This is a genomic window from Halobellus clavatus, from assembly GCF_900107195.1.
GTDB classification, from domain to species: Archaea; Halobacteriota; Halobacteria; order Halobacteriales; family Haloferacaceae; genus Haloquadratum; species Haloquadratum clavatum.
This window is the reverse complement of sequence record NZ_FNPB01000001.1, coordinates 81,534-95,782: the sequence shown is the minus strand read 5'-3', so window position 1 is coordinate 95,782 and position 14,249 is coordinate 81,534. Positions and strand designations below refer to the sequence as shown.

11 protein-coding genes are annotated in these 14,249 nt (G+C 65.9%); 7 read left to right on the top strand and 4 right to left on the bottom strand.

The window, feature by feature from the left end; translation table 11 throughout:
- Positions 1–66: 66 nt before the first annotated feature.
- Entirely contained in the window at positions 67–4,107 is a 4,041-nt protein-coding gene (locus BLU74_RS00475) for a DNA polymerase domain-containing protein (protein ID WP_089763953.1), read from the bottom strand.
- Positions 4,108–4,233: 126 nt separating this feature from the next.
- Here BLU74_RS00475 and BLU74_RS00470 point away from each other — a divergent pair, with 126 nt between their 5' ends.
- The 3 genes from BLU74_RS00470 to BLU74_RS00460 all read left to right on the top strand — a co-directional run bounded on the left by BLU74_RS00470 (position 4,234) and on the right by BLU74_RS00460 (position 5,528).
- Complete coding sequence (locus tag BLU74_RS00470; protein ID WP_089763951.1) at positions 4,234–4,422, top strand: DUF7331 family protein; 189 nt, start codon at positions 4,234–4,236, stop codon at positions 4,420–4,422.
- Positions 4,423–4,507: 85 nt separating this feature from the next.
- Positions 4,508–4,930: a DUF7322 domain-containing protein gene (locus BLU74_RS00465; protein ID WP_089763949.1), complete on the top strand. Its 423-nt coding sequence runs from the start codon at positions 4,508–4,510 to the stop codon at positions 4,928–4,930.
- 112 nt (positions 4,931–5,042) lie between these two features.
- Positions 5,043–5,528, top strand: a complete 486-nt coding sequence (locus BLU74_RS00460) for a DUF7346 family protein (RefSeq protein ID WP_089763947.1) — start codon at positions 5,043–5,045, stop codon at positions 5,526–5,528.
- A gap of 13 nt (positions 5,529–5,541) precedes the next feature.
- Here BLU74_RS00460 and pan1 read toward each other — a convergent pair whose 3' ends face one another.
- From pan1 to BLU74_RS00445, 3 genes are all read right to left on the bottom strand, one after another.
- Positions 5,542–6,759 carry a proteasome-activating nucleotidase Pan1 gene (gene pan1, locus BLU74_RS00455; RefSeq protein WP_089763946.1) on the bottom strand — a complete coding sequence of 406 codons (1,218 nt, stop codon included), beginning with the start codon at positions 6,757–6,759 and terminating at the stop codon, positions 5,542–5,544.
- Between the two features lie 89 nt (positions 6,760–6,848).
- A complete protein-coding gene (locus tag BLU74_RS00450) occupies positions 6,849–7,772 on the bottom strand; it encodes an alpha/beta fold hydrolase (RefSeq protein WP_089763943.1) in 924 nt (307 codons plus the stop codon).
- Positions 7,765–9,126: an FAD-dependent monooxygenase gene (locus tag BLU74_RS00445; protein WP_089765192.1), complete on the bottom strand. Its 1,362-nt coding sequence runs from the start codon at positions 9,124–9,126 to the stop codon at positions 7,765–7,767. The genes BLU74_RS00450 and BLU74_RS00445 overlap by 8 nt, the downstream gene beginning before the upstream one ends.
- A 203-nt stretch (positions 9,127–9,329) precedes the next feature.
- Between BLU74_RS00445 and BLU74_RS00440 the strand changes: the two genes are divergently transcribed.
- The 4 genes from BLU74_RS00440 (at position 9,330) to rad50 (ending at position 14,237) form a co-directional block, all read left to right on the top strand.
- Positions 9,330–9,593: a MarR family transcriptional regulator gene (locus tag BLU74_RS00440; RefSeq protein ID WP_089763941.1), complete on the top strand. Its 264-nt coding sequence runs from the start codon at positions 9,330–9,332 to the stop codon at positions 9,591–9,593.
- 63 nt (positions 9,594–9,656) lie between these two features.
- On the top strand, positions 9,657–10,028 hold the full coding sequence (locus BLU74_RS00435; RefSeq protein WP_089763939.1) for a DUF7966 family protein: 372 nt from the start codon (positions 9,657–9,659) through the stop codon (positions 10,026–10,028).
- 87 nt (positions 10,029–10,115) lie between these two features.
- Complete coding sequence (gene mre11 / locus BLU74_RS00430) at positions 10,116–11,540, top strand: DNA double-strand break repair protein Mre11 (protein WP_089763937.1); 1,425 nt, start codon at positions 10,116–10,118, stop codon at positions 11,538–11,540.
- Positions 11,541–14,237, top strand: coding sequence for a DNA double-strand break repair ATPase Rad50 (gene rad50 / locus BLU74_RS00425; RefSeq protein ID WP_089763934.1), 2,697 nt, complete (start codon positions 11,541–11,543; stop codon positions 14,235–14,237). It abuts the gene before it with no gap.
- Positions 14,238–14,249 lie beyond the last annotated feature (12 nt).

Below are 14,249 nucleotides of genomic sequence, written 5' to 3'. Positions count from 1 at the left end.
AGAAAATATATTTGCAATTCCCGAAACAAACCTCGACGTCCGGGGCCACCCCGGACCAGTTGACACCTACACGAAACTGCCGAGGCCGGTCTGCTCCTGTCCGGATTTGACCTCGTCCCACGACATCCCGAGCGCTTCGATAATCCGTTCGATCGGCCCTTTCAGCGTCTTTTTCAGCATCTTGTCCCAGTCGACCTCGAACGCGTCGGGCACCTGGTCGTCGTACTCGACGCAGATGACGTCGGGATCGCGCTTGAACTCACCGTAGAGTGCGTCTCGCTGGGGATCGTAGCCCTCCTCGGTCTCCATCTGCCGGAACCACGACGGGTGGACTTTCCGGAGGTAGAGCCGCTTGGGCTTCGAGCCGCGGCCGAAGTTCGTTCCCAAGAACTCGTTGGCGTACTTCGCCCCCCGGACCTGCGCCGTCGCGGTGTCGTAGGCGTCGAGTCGCTTGCCGATCCCGCCGGGGATGCCGATCTTCTCGACGGGGATCTCGCCGGTCTCGAAGTCTTCGATGATCCCGTTGAGATACGCCGCAATCTCGTCTGTCTCCTTCCCGTAAACGATCATCTCGATCACGCGCTTTTGCACCTCTTTCGTGATCGGTGCGATGTCCGAGCGCTTGTACTCGAAGCCCGTGATGTCGATGTCGTCGACGTCTTTCCCCTCCTTCCAGACGATGTGTCCGGCGTAGCGCTTCTTCTTGCCCGCCTGGAAGAACCGCCGGTAGAGCTTCTCGAACTCGATCTGGAAGCGGTGCTCGTCGGCGTCGAGTTCCTCGCGGGCGAACTCGTCGTAGGAGGCGTTGATGTACTCCTCTAACTCGAAGGACTGCTCGATGGCCTCTTCTTTGCTGACGTCGCCGCCGAGTTCCAGCATAACTGAGTCGGTGTTGTGAAGCACGACTCCACCGAGTCCGTCGACGAAATTCTCGTTCTCGGCCACGCTGAGATCGTATACGTAGCCGTCGTGATCGACCTCGGTGAGGACGGGATCGCGCCCCCGTCGGTAGGAGTCGACGGTCCGAATTGTGTACGAATCCTTGCCGTCTCGATACTTCAGCGAGTGCTTCTTGTCTCGCTGGGTAAGCAATATCGACACCCCAGCGGCAAGTTCCCGACTCGTCGTCTCGAAGTCGAAATTCCGCTCCGCGTACTCGTCCGAATACCGGGGGAACTCACGAGAACCGTCGCCCTCGATGAGGATGTCGATGAAACGGTCCTGTTCTCCTGTCGGGAGATGATAAACAAACGAGGGAATCCGCTTCCCGCGTGAGGACTGTCCGGCAAACTCCCGGAAGAAGACGGCCGAGAGTTCGTTCATCATCTGTAGCTTCAGCGTCCGATCGCCGTATGTCGCCGATCCACTCCCGCTCGCCGTCTCGTACTCGACGGTTCGTTCGTTCCGTGTGTCGCTCGATATGATGCTTACTGTCGCGTTCTCGAACAGCCGCTCGTAGTCGGATTTGAGTTGTTCGAGCCACTCACGGCGCGACTCCGCGATGCTCGCCCCGAACTTCGACTCCGCCGTCTCGGCGGTCGTCGCACTTCCTTCCGGTATGTATGCTGCGAGTAGTCTGCTCAACGCACGTCCGTCCTCACTGTCGACGTCGATGTATCGCTGGACCTTGATCGTCGAGTCGAGTTCGTCGTAGTGATCGTGACCGAACCAGACGTACTCGTCGTTGGCGTGGACGCGCTTCGTCTTCGTCGACGTTCCTCCGGTGCCTCCCTCGTCTTCGTACGCCCGTTCGTACCCGACCAGCGCCTCGTATACGTCGATAGTCTCTACTGTCTCGACTGCCGGCAGATCGGGCACTCGGAGTGGCTCGTCGACTTCCTCGGGTTCGGCCTCGACGTATTTTCCGCCGGAAGCGACGACGTAGGAGTGGTCCCGGGTCGTCGTCGATTCGCCGAACTTGTGCTGGAGCTTGACTACCTCCTTCTCGGTTTGGTGTCGGATGACCTGCTCGATCGGCTGCCACTCCGTCTCACCGGCCTCGTTCAGAGATAGTGCGTCCCAGCCGTCGGGCTCCCGGCGCTCTTTGGGAAGCCCAGCACTTCCGACCGGCGCGCCGTCCGCGGTAATGAGGATCTCTGACTCCGAGTTTGCCGCGGTCTGTTCGAAGAGCATCTCGATCGGTATGATCCGTATTTGGCCGTCCGGGTCCCGAACGACGACCGGACGGTCTCCAGTTACGCTATCTCCGTAGATGACACTCTTCCCGAGGTCGTTCGCCGCCGAGGCCGTGTGCTCGATGACGTCCCGGCCGGTCGCGGTGACGGCAGCGCCCATCTCCTTGTCGTACAGGCGGAACCGGTCCCAGCCCAGGACGCCGTACAGGGAATTCATAATGACCTTGACAGCGGCCTGCTGTCGGTCGTACTGCTCGTAGGCGGACGTGTCGGGGTCGTGGTCGTTCCGCAGCGACTTCTTCTCCTCGCGTTCGGCGAGGAGGTCGTCGATCATCTCGCGGATGATCCCGTCCGGTTCGCGGCGGAAGTGCGTCCCGTTGGGGGCCTGGAAGGTGTCGCCGCCGTAGGTCTCGGGGTCGACCTTCGTCTCCGGAGAGGCGTTGATCGTCACCATACACATCGGATAGAGGCTTTTGAGGTCCAGCACGGTGACGTTCTCCTTCACGCCCGTGATCGGATCGAAGACGGCTCCCCCCTCGTACTCCTCGGCGTCCGCCTGTCCCTTCGAGGGGAGCGCGAATCTGCCGTGGGCCTCGTGGAGAATGTAGATGTCGACGGTGTCGCCCGGGGTCGGGGCGTCCTCGAGTTTGCACCCGACGAACGTCCGCACCTCGTCCCAGAAGGCGATGACGTCCTGCTTTCTGTCGATCTCGACGCAGAGTTCCACGTCGCGGACGTTGTACTCGAGCAGGCGCGCCGGGTCCTGTTCCCAGAGGTCGCCGATGTCGCCGGGGTACCGTTCCTTGCCGACGTCGAGTTCGAGTTCGCCGACGGCGTCCAGCCGATAGGACTCCAGTTCGGTGAACTGCGTGCGCTTGTACGCGTACAGCAGGTCGAACACGACGCGGCCCTTCACGTTAGGACCGCCCCACCCGCCTCGCCAGACCTCGTCGATCCGGGAGAAGCGCTCGGGGTCGAGGCCGTACTCCGAGGTCGGATCGAGGACCTCCATCCGGTCCAGCAGGTACGGCATATCGAAGTCCTCGAAGTTCCAGCCGGTCAGTATGTCCGGGTCGGTCCGTTCGACGTACGAGACGAACGCGTCGAGCATCGCATCCTCCGCCTCGAACGTTCGGACGTCGACGTCCGTGTCCGAGCGGATCGGCTCGTAGTCGCCGAGGTCGCCGGGAGACTCGACGTCCGCGCCGGCGTCCGGGGCGTCGTAGAGCCACGCGATGTACTCGTCCCGGCGGGAATCGTGAGAGGTGAGACAGACGATCGGCTCTTCGCCCTCTTCGGGGAAGCCCGAGCGGTCGTCCACCTCGATGTCGAAGGTGTTGACGCGGATGTCCCCCTCGACGTCGGTCGATTCGATCTCGTCGTGGGGGATCTGGATCGGTGCGTCGTCGGCCGCTTCGCCGCCCTCGCCGCCGTCGAGGCGTCGTTCCGGGACTCGAATGCCGCTCTTGACGTCCTTGTCGATCAACAGCCGGTTCGGAAAGAGGATGTCGGCTTCGTAGTGATCGAACTCGTCGCGGATCTCGCCGACGTCGCGCGGCGTCCGGGTGCAGATCTTCGTGAGGTCGTCGCCGCGGATGCTCTCGAATCCCTCCTCGGTTCGCGTGATGACGTCCTTGTCGAGCGCGTCGTCGTCGAGGGACTCCGTCGGTGCGTAAAAGTACGGCTCGAAGCCGAGGACGCGGACGTGTTCGACGTCGCCCTCGGGCGTCCGACCGAACACGTGGAGGACGGGATACTCGCGGCGGCCGCTGCCCTCGATGGAGTAGTTCACCTGCGTCACCAGCAGTTCGACCGTCCCGTCGGGCTCGGGAAAGCGGATCTCCTCGCTGTCGACAACCTCCGAAACGTGCTGGGTCCCGTTGCCGGCGACCGCGACTGCCTCCGCGTCCGGCCGGGCGCCGTCGGCGGCGTCCTCGCCCCCCCAGTCGTCGGTGAGCCCTGCCTGTTTCATAGCCACGCGTTCGGGAGTCCGGGCTAAAAGGTTCGGCATTACACCCGACCGCTGCGGAACCGCACTATCGACCACGATATTCACGGCGCAAGACATATAGTGTGTTACATCATACCAAAGTCCACGATGGTCGACCCTGCAGACTCCGAGCGGACGGATCGGTCGTCAGCCGCCCCCGCGCGGCTGGGCGAAGCGAGCGGACTCGACGACGTCGAGTCCTACGAGGTCGACGGCGGGATCGTATTCTACGATCCGCAGAACCCGCTTGCGTGGGTCGAGGCCGACCGAACGGTCACACTCACGGATCACTGCTGAGCAGTATCGGCGCGGACGACACTTCGACGTCGATCCGCCACCACCGAGCGAACCGCTTTTGCGACTGCCGTTCCTCACCTCAGGTGTGTTCCCGGATTCCGAGGAGTGGCCCGACGAGCCCGACGATCCCGATCCCGAGTCGCGGTGGGGCCAGCCCGAAGACGATCTCACGTCCATTCCGTCGGTCGAAGATCCGGGAGAGCGCGTCGACGCCGACGCCGAGGTCGAGATCGACAGCGACCTCGCGAGGTACTTCTGGGTGACGGTCGTCTACGCCAACGTCGCGCTCGGTGGCGTCAGCATCGGGTTGCTGGTCATCGCCTTCCGCGGCCAGTTCACGGTGGGTGGGGTGGCGATCGCCGTCGGTCTGATCGCACTCTATCGGACGTACGATCTCTATGACAGCTACCAGACGCGCGTCGCTGACGACGACGCGACGGGAGCCGACGATGCGGCCGCCGCTTCCGCAGACACCGCCGGCGAGGTCTCAGCGAACGGCTCCGAGTGAGGGGGTCGGCGGGTCGACGGGCCGACGGGTCGGTGGGTCGATGGGTCGACGCGCCGAGTCGACTCGCGGAACGAGCGCAACCGATAAGCGCACGCCGTGATTCCGATGGCGTATGCAGACGGTTCGCGATCCGTCGGGCGACCGGTATCTCCTCGTGAAGCGCTCCACGGAGTCGAGTCGCGTCCGCGACCCCGAGACCGGCGAGGAACGCTACCTGCCGAACGAGCAGTTGACCTTCGAGGACAGCGACGCGCCGCTCTCGGTCGCCACTGACGGGATCCCGTCGTCGGTTCGGACCGTCGTCACGGCCGCCCACGACGACCGATCGCTGGGCCTGCTCGTCGAACTCGCCGACCGGGGGCCGATGTCGGTCGTCGACCTCCTCTCGGCGTACGACCTCTGTGAGTCGGACCTGCACGGTCTCCTCTCGGAGTTCCGCGCGGCGGGACTGCTCACCGAGACGAGGGTCCGCGGCGAGCGCGGCTACGACGCGACCGACACGACTCGTCGGGCGATCGCGAGGCTACGGGAACACGGTGCGTCGGGCGATGAAAACGCCGTGACAGTCGACGGAAACCGGTCCGACGAGTCCGGCTGACCGCGTCCGGAACTCAGGCGAAGGCGCGGCTGGCTTCGCCCTCGGTGGAGGCGTCGGCCTGGATCTTCTCCCAGGCCTCGACGAAGTCGGCCATCGCGATCTCGGTGCGGTCGTCGCGGATGGCGAACATCCCCGCCTCCGTGCAGATCGCTTTGATGTCCGCACCGGAGGCGTCGTCGGCCAGTTCGGCCAGCTGCTCGTAGTCGACGTCGTCGGCGACGTTCATGCCGCGAGTGTGGATCTGGAAGATGATCTCGCGACCCGCCTTCTCGGGCTTGGGGACCTCGATGAGCCGGTCGAAGCGACCGGGGCGGAGGATCGCCTCGTCGAGCATATCGAAGCGGTTCGTCGCCGCGATGATGCGAACCTCGCCGCGCTCGTCGAAGCCGTCCATCTCCGAGAGGAGCTGCATCATCGTCCGCTGGACCTCGGCGTCGCCGGAGGTCTTCGAGTCCGTCCGCTTGGAGGCGATGGCGTCGATCTCGTCGATGAAGAGGACCGCGGGCTCGTTCTCGCGGGCGACCTCGAAGAGGTCGCGAACCAGCTTCGCGCCCTCGCCGATGAACTTGTGGACGAGTTCGGAGCCGGCCATCTTGATGAAGGTCGCGTCGGTCTGGTTCGCGACGGCCTTCGCGAGCATCGTCTTCCCGGTCCCCGGCGGGCCGTAGAGCAGCACGCCGGACGGCGGCTGGATCCCGACCTGCTCGAACATCTCAGGGGACTTGAGCGGCATTTCGACGGTCTCGCGAACCTCCTGCATCTGCTCTTCGAGCCCACCGATGTCCTGATAGGTGATCTCCGGGCTGTGTTCGACCTGCATCACGCGGGCCCGGACGTCGGTCTCGTTATCGAGCCGCTTGACCACCGACAGCGAGTTGTTGACGGCGACGCGCGCGTCGGGTTCGAGGTCCTCGCGCATCTCGTCTGTCACTTCGGTGAGCGCCTCCTGGTTGTTGCCGTGCTGCTTGATCACGACGCCGTCGTCGGTGATCTCCTGCACCGTCGCGACGAACAGGGGCGACTGCTTCAGCTTCTTGTTCTCGTGCGTGAGTCGCTCGAGCTTCTGCTGATACTTGTTGTTCTCCGCGTTCGCGTCCAGCAGCTTGTCCCGCATCTCCTCGTTTTGGGACTCCAGAACGTCGAGGCGTTCTCTGAGCGCCTCGATCTTCTCCTGCTGCGACGCCGCCTCCTCGTCGTATGGGAGCTCGACGTCGTCCACAGTGTCAGTCATCACCCGTCGTAGGTCACGGCTTCATAAGAGGCTTCGGGTAGGTGAAACCTCGACACAGCAGGAGGCGCTCTCGAGCGGCGCTCACGCCGTTATTCGAGGAAATCCAGAATGACCTCGTTCACCCGCGCCGCCGCCTCGTGTTGTACCCAGTGGGTGGCGCCCTCGATCGGTTCCAACCGCCCGTTTTCGCACCGATCAGCGCTCGCCGACGCCATCTCCGGATGGAGGTACGGGTCTTCGCGGCCCCAGATCAGCATCGTCTCCGGTTCGACCCTCCAGGACGCCGGTTCGGGCGCGTCTTCCCGGAGCAGCGCTCGATACCAGTTGAGCATCCCCGTGAACGCTCCCGGCCGCGCCCACGCCTGTTCGTACCGTTCGAGCGTCCGCTCGTCCCACGTGTCCGGGCGGTTCGAGGTGTCGATGAACCACCGGAGGCCGCGCCAGCCATCGGCGCGCCACGTCACCTCGGGGATCCTCGGCAACTGGAAGAAGAACATATACCAGCTCCGGCGGAGTTGACTCGGCCGTTCCCTGAAGTACTGCAAGAACACTGCCGGGTGCGGGATGTTCATCGTCACGGCGCGATCGATACGGTCGGGATGCTCCACGAGCGTCTGCCAGACGACCGCCCCGCCCCAGTCGTGACCGACTACTCGCGCGCTGTCGTAGCCGAACGCGTCGAGTACGCCGACCGCGTCTGTCACCAGCACGTCGATGGTGTAGGCGTCGACTCCGTCGGGCTTGCTGCTGCGGTTGTACCCGCGCTGATCGGGGACGATCACGCGGTAGCCGGCGTCGACGAGCGGGGCGATCTGTGAGCGCCATCCGTACCAGAACTCCGGGAAGCCGTGCAAGCAGAGGACCGGCGGGTCCGCGTCGTCGCCGGCAACGAGCGTGTGCAGTTCGATCCCGTTCGTCTCGACGAACTCGAACGTCGCCGACGGCGGGAGCGCGTCGGGCGCGATCGCCCGCGTATCGGTGGCTCTCCGCCCGTCGACTACGCTGTCAGACATACGCACGTACCTTCGCGGTGGCGACCCGGCCGAGGATCCCAGGCGCCAGCAGCGCGGTCGGATGCGACTCGAGTCTGAGAACGCGCGTGAACTGCTCGGCGACGTACCTGTCCTCGTGAGCGGCGTCGACGACCCACGAGAGATAGCGGTTGAACACGTCCGTCCCGGCCGGCTTCTTCCCCTCTGTCTCCGCGTACTCGAAGTCGGAGCCGACCGTGATCCGCCAGACGACATCCAGCGTGTCGGCGGCCCGGTCGAAGAACCGCGTGGCGAGGTTCTCGCGTCCGGCCGCGAGCGCGTGATGAAGGTGCAACGCATCGAGGGCCGCGGCGGACATCCCTTGCCCGTAGATCGGATTGAAACTCGCGACGGCGTCGCCGGTGACGAGGAGGCCGTCGGGGAATCGATCCAGGTCTTCGTAGTACCGGCGCTTGCTCGCGGGGAACGGGTAGCGGTGGATCTCGTCGCCGTCCCACTCGTGGTGCGCGAGGACCTCGCTGATCGCCGGCGCCGGGAGCGACGACGCGAACTCCTCGAACCCCTCCGGATCGGTCGGGGGATGATCGCCGTGGCGGCCGAACACCGTCACGATCCAGCGGTCGCCCTCCACGGGGACCGCCGTCCCCCCGCGCGTGACCGGCGGCGACGGAACGATCAGGTACCCCCGTTCGTTCTCCGGCGGTCGATCGACGGCGACCGTGCTGTACGCGAGGTCGACGCCGACGTTCTCGGTTTCCGGCGTCGGGTAGCCGTGTCGTTCGAGCCACTCGGGGGTTCGTGAGGTCCGCCCCGTCGCGTCGACGACCAGATCTGCAGCGATGGTCTCCTCGCCGTCATCTCCGTCGACGACCCTGACTCCGGTGACAGTCCTCCCGTCGTCGTCGGCGACGAAGTCGGTGACGTGACACGCCCCGCGGAGCGCGATATCCGCTCGCTCGGCGACGTGTCGTCGCGTGAGTTGCTCGAACAGCGGTCTGCTCGCGCAGTAGAACGGCAGTTCCTCTTCGGCCTCCGCGATGTAGTCTCCCCCCTGATAGAGGTCGAGTTTCTTCGACGCGTTCATCACGACCCCGCCCGCGTCGCGGATTTCCCCCCCGTATCCGGGGAACAGATCCTCCAGCATCACGCGCCCTGGCTCCAGCAGCGCGTGAACGTGGTTCGCCTGCGGGACGCCGCGGCGCGCGATCCGCTCGTCGGGGAGCGGATCCCGGTCGAGGACGGTCACCTGCTCGAACGCGTCGGCCAGGACGCGCCCGGCGAACAGGCCGGCCATACTCGCGCCGACGACGACGGCGTGGCCGTCCCGCGCGGTCACGCGGTCCGGGTCGTATCGGGAGATGTTTTCGAGTGTCATCTCAGTCTCTCCGGCCGTCGGCGAAGCCGCTGTGCCCTGTTTCGCTCCGATCGGTGTCGCCCGCACATCGTATCGATCACCCCCACGCAGTTATTCAACAATAGGAAAGCACCGGCTTATGCATTTCCGAAAGTGGTATTCATACGGGTAATAAGAACATACAGCAAATATTATCTGTCTACATTACCGTGTATCGAGTACGAATGAGTACCACCGAGGCAGTCGCTCCGGACGAAGAGTCGACAGATCGCTGGGACCCGGTGCGCGAGATGCCGCCGAGTGCGAAGTTGGTGGCGAAGGTCCTCGACTACAACGACACGCTGACGCAGAGCCAACTCGCCGAGGAGACGCTGCTTCCGCCGCGGACGGTCCGCTACGCCCTCTCCCGACTCGAGGACGCCGACGTCGTCGATTCGCGGTTCTCGTTCACCGACGCGCGCAAACGGCTCTACACGCTGGCTATCTGACGGACGCACTCCGGCTCACCGACTCGTCCGAACGTTCTTCCCGGATCGGGAGCCAGAGGGGATATGTCGAACACCCCCGCACCGTCCGCTCACGCGGTTCGGCGTTCGCTTCGTGCGCTGGCAGACGGCACAGCGCCGCGCAGCAGCCCAGCCGATGTCGTCGCCGTCGACGCCGCAGCACGGGCGATCGCGGAAGCAGAGGCGGCGACGACCTGTGCGCAGCGCGCGTCGGCGTACCTGGCCGACGGCCGCCTCGCGGCTCTCGATCGCGCGGTCGATGCCGCCGCGACCGAGCGCTCCTCGGATGACCACGACGACGACCTCGCGCGTCGCGGCCGGGCGGCCCGCCGGACGCTCCGACGACTCCAGACGGCGTTGCTCGACGCGCGAACTGATTCTCAGTCGTCACCGGCCGTCGGGCAGGCCAGCGATTGAGTGACCGCCTATGCGCCGGCTCCGGGGCGACCACTTCCACTCCGGTCGCGGAATCGTTTTAGGAACCACCGCACAAGATCCGCGCAGATGACACGGGTGATCCACACCGGCGACACCCACCTGGGGTACCAGCAGTACCACTCCCCCGAGCGTCGCGCGGACTTCCTCGACGCCTTCGAGCAGGTGATCGACGACGCCATCGAGACCGATGTGGACGCCGTCGTCCACGCGGGCGACCTCTTCCACGACCGCCGCCCGGACCTGCGGGACCTCCTGGGGACGATCCGCGTCCTCCGCCGCCTTCGGGACGCCGACGTCCCCTTCCTCGCGGTCGTCGGCAATCACGAGGCCACGCGCGGCGGTCAGTGGCTGGATCTCTTCGAGAACCTCGATCTCGCCGAACGCCTCGGCGACGCGCCCCGAACCGTCGGCGATACCGCGTTTTACGGACTCGATCACGTCCCGAAGTCGCGACGTGCGGACCTCGACTACGACTTCCAGGCCCACGACGCGGCGCACGCGGTACTGGTCGGTCACGGGTTGTTCACCCCGTTCGCACACGCCAACTGGGAGACCGAAACGGTCCTCGAACAGTCGAACGTCGACTTCGACGCGCTCCTCCTGGGCGACAACCACGCGCCCGGCACCGAGGTCGTCGACGACACCTGGGTGACCTACTGTGGGTCCACCGAGCGAGCCAGCGCCGCCGAGGAGGAGCCCCGCGGGTACAACCTCGTGACGTTCGACGAGTCGGTGGACGTCCGCCGGCGAACGCTCGACACCCGGCCCTTCGTCTTCGTGTCCGTGGAGTTGGCCGAGGACGAGGGCGTCGAGCGCGTCCACGAGCAACTGCGACAGCGCGACGTCACCGACGCGGTCGTCGTCGTCGAGGTGACGGGCGCGGGCGATCCGGTGACGCCCGCAGCCGTCGAGGAGGCGCTCACCGAGCGAGGCGCGCTCATTGCGCGCGTCACGGACCGCCGCGAGCAGGACCACGAGGCGAGTATCGACGTCTCCTTCGCCGATCCCGACGCCGCGGTCGACGAGCGCGTCCGCGAACTCGGCCTCTCCGCGGCCGCCCTCGACGTTGAGGGCACCATCCGCGCGGACGGCATTCCCGACACCACCGTCCGCGAGACCGTCGAGTCCCATGTCTCGGAACTGCTGGAAGACGACGCCGACGCCTTCGCGCCGGCGGCCGACCCGTCGGCGGACGATTCCGCTGACGACGTCGGGGAGTCGACGGCGACCGATGCGGCAGACCACGCCGTCGACACTGACGAACTGGACGACGCGGACGACGAAGACGAAATTGAGGGCGCGAACGACGCTGACGAGACGGAGGAAACGACCGACGAAGACGAAACGGCGGACGCGAACGACGCCGACGAACCAGAAGGCCTGAACGACGAAGACGAAACGGCGGACGCGAACGAGACGGACGATGCCCCCGGCTCTGCGACCGACGAGACGACGCCGGCGGACACCCAGGTCACGATGGAGGACTTCTAGATGCGCTTTCAGCGAATCTCGCTGCAGAACTTCAAGCCGTACGCCGACGCCGACCTCGACCTTCGGGACGGCGTCACCGTCATCCACGGGCTCAACGGCAGCGGCAAGTCGTCGCTGCTCGAAGCGTGTTTCTTCGCCCTCTACGGCGCCCGGGCCCTCGACGAGACGCTCGACGACGTCGTGACGACCGGCGAGGACGAGGCCGAGGTGACGCTCTCGTTCGTCCACGAGGGCGAGACCTACCGGATCGAGCGTCGCCTCCGGCGCACCGGGGACCGGATGCAGACGGCGGCCTGCACGCTCTCGGGCCCGGACGTCGAGATCGACGGCGCGACCGACGTCCGCGAGTTCGTGGCCGGCCTCCTGCGGATGGACGCCGAGGCGTTCGTCAACTGCGCGTACGTCCGGCAGGGCGAGGTGAACAAACTCATCAACGCGACGCCGGCGCAGCGACAGGATACCATCGACGACCTCCTCCAACTCGGCAAGCTCGAGGCGTACCGCGAGCGAGCGGGCCAGGCGCGCCTCGGCGTCGAAGACGTGCTGAACCGGAAGCGCGAACTCCTCTCCGATCGGGAGTCTCGGATCGAAGCGAAAGAGGAGGCGGGGCTGCACGACCGGCTGAACGACCTCGAAACCGAACTCTCGACGGTCGACGACGAGATCGAACGCTTCGAGGAGAACCGGGACCGCGCCGAGGAGACGCTCGCAGATGCGAAGGAGATCCTGGGCGACTACGAGGAGACGAAATCCGAGATCGAGTCGCTCGAATCCGACATCGCGAAACTCGAAGAGACGATCGAGTCCGACGAATCGACCCGCGAGAACCTCCGCGACGAGATCGTCGAGACGCGCGAGGCGATCGACGAACTGGACGCAACGCTCGACGACGTGGTCGCCGAGACGGCGCTGGACGGGGGAGCCAGTGGGGTCGACACCGACGCACTCGAAGATCGTCGCGACGCGCTCGACGCCGAGGAGTCGTCGGTCCGCGACGACCTGCAGCAAGCGCGCCAGCGCCAGACGATGCTCTCGAATCAGGCCGAGAAGCTTCGCGAGCGAGCCGAAGAGTTCGATTCGCGCGCGGAGGAGGCGCGCGACCGAGCGACTGATGCGGAGTCGTCCGCCGAAGACGCCGAGGCTCGCGCCGAGAACCGAGCGAGCGAACGCGACGAGGTCGACTCCGAGATCGCGTCCATTCGCGAGCGGTTCGGCGAGGCCCCGGTCGATCCGGGTTCGGCGGCGGCCCACCGAGACTCGATCCAGTCGGACCTCGACGACGTCCGCGACGAACTCGCCGACGCGCGTGCGGAACTGCAGACGGTCCGCGATCGCCTCGAAGAGGCCGAGTCGCTCCGCCAGGCGGGCAAGTGTCCCGAGTGCGGACAGCCGGTCGACGGCTCGCCCCACGTCGACGCCATCGGCGAGTACGAAGCGCGGATCACGGAACTCCAGGGCGATCTCGAAGCGCTACAGGAGCGTCGCGACGCGCTCGAATCGGAACTGGAGACGGCAACGTCGCTGGCGGAGGCGGAAACCCGACTCGCCAATCTCGAAGAGCGGCGGTCGTTGCTCGACGAGAGCGTGGCAGACGCCGAATCGACCGCCGAGGAGCGTCGCGCGGAGGCGTCGTCGCACCGCGAGGACGCCGCGGAGTTCGAGGCCGAGGCCGAGGAGAAGCGCGACGCCGCGGAGGCGCAAGCCGACGCCGCGACCGAGGCCAGCGAGCGCGTCGCCGACCTGGAGGCCGAATTGGAGCGGATCGAGTCGGCACGGGACCGACTCGATCGCGTCGAGGACCTTCGAGAACGGATCGCTGACGCCGAATCGGAGATCGACCGACTCCGGGAGCGTCGAGAGACGATCGCCGACCGCAACGACGAGCGGCGGGAGTATCTCCGGGAGAAGCGCGAGCGCCGGGACGAACTCGCCGCGGAGATCGACGAATCGCGGATCCAGACGGCCCGCGAGAACAAGCGCGAGGCGGCGTCCTACCTCGACGACGTCGAGACGAAACTGCGTGAACTCCGCGAACGCCGAGACGAACTCCAGAACGAGATCGGCGGCGTCCGCGGATCGATCGAACAGTTGGAGTCGCTTCGCGAAGACCGCGATCGGATCCGCGAGCGCGTCGAGCGCTTAGCGTCGCTCCACGAGGAGGTGTCGACGCTCGAAACCACCTACGGCGACCTCAGAGCCGAACTCCGTCGGCGGAACGTCGAGACGCTCGAACGGATGCTCAACGAGACGTTCGAGTTGGTGTACGGCAACGACGCCTACTCGCGGATCCGACTCGACGACGAGTACGACCTCACGGTGTTCCAGAAGGACGGCACCGCGCTCGAACCCGAGCAACTCTCCGGGGGCGAGCGCGCGCTGTTCAACCTCTCGCTGCGGTGTGCGATCTATCGGTTGCTCGCGGAGGGGATCGAGGGATCGGCACCGATGCCGCCGCTGATCCTCGACGAGCCGACGGTCTTCCTCGACTCGGGGCACGTCTCGCGGCTCGTCGACCTCGTCGAGGAGATGCGGCGCCTCGGCGTGAACCAAATCCTGATCGTGAGCCACGACGACGAACTCGTCGCGGCCGCCGACGACCTCGTCACCGTGGAGAAAGATCCCACGAGCAACCGATCGTCCGTCGATCGCGTCGGCGAGGCGTCGCTGGCGGCGGTGACTGCCGAGTCCGACGACTGAGGCACCGGTCCG

Coding starts and splice junctions, on each gene's coding strand:
- BLU74_RS00475 (WP_089763953.1), bottom strand. CDS start 4,107: ATGAAACAGGCAGGGCTCACCGACGACTGGGGGGGCGAGGACGCCGCC.
- mre11 (WP_089763937.1), top strand. CDS start 10,116: ATGACACGGGTGATCCACACCGGCGACACCCACCTGGGGTACCAGCAG.
- BLU74_RS00460 (WP_089763947.1), top strand. CDS start 5,043: ATGCAGACGGTTCGCGATCCGTCGGGCGACCGGTATCTCCTCGTGAAG.
- BLU74_RS00440 (WP_089763941.1), top strand. CDS start 9,330: ATGAGTACCACCGAGGCAGTCGCTCCGGACGAAGAGTCGACAGATCGC.
- pan1 (WP_089763946.1), bottom strand. CDS start 6,759: ATGACTGACACTGTGGACGACGTCGAGCTCCCATACGACGAGGAGGCG.
- BLU74_RS00450 (WP_089763943.1), bottom strand. CDS start 7,772: ATGTCTGACAGCGTAGTCGACGGGCGGAGAGCCACCGATACGCGGGCG.
- BLU74_RS00445 (WP_089765192.1), bottom strand. CDS start 9,126: ATGACACTCGAAAACATCTCCCGATACGACCCGGACCGCGTGACCGCG.
- BLU74_RS00470 (WP_089763951.1), top strand. CDS start 4,234: ATGGTCGACCCTGCAGACTCCGAGCGGACGGATCGGTCGTCAGCCGCC.
- rad50 (WP_089763934.1), top strand. CDS start 11,541: ATGCGCTTTCAGCGAATCTCGCTGCAGAACTTCAAGCCGTACGCCGAC.
- BLU74_RS00435 (WP_089763939.1), top strand. CDS start 9,657: ATGTCGAACACCCCCGCACCGTCCGCTCACGCGGTTCGGCGTTCGCTT.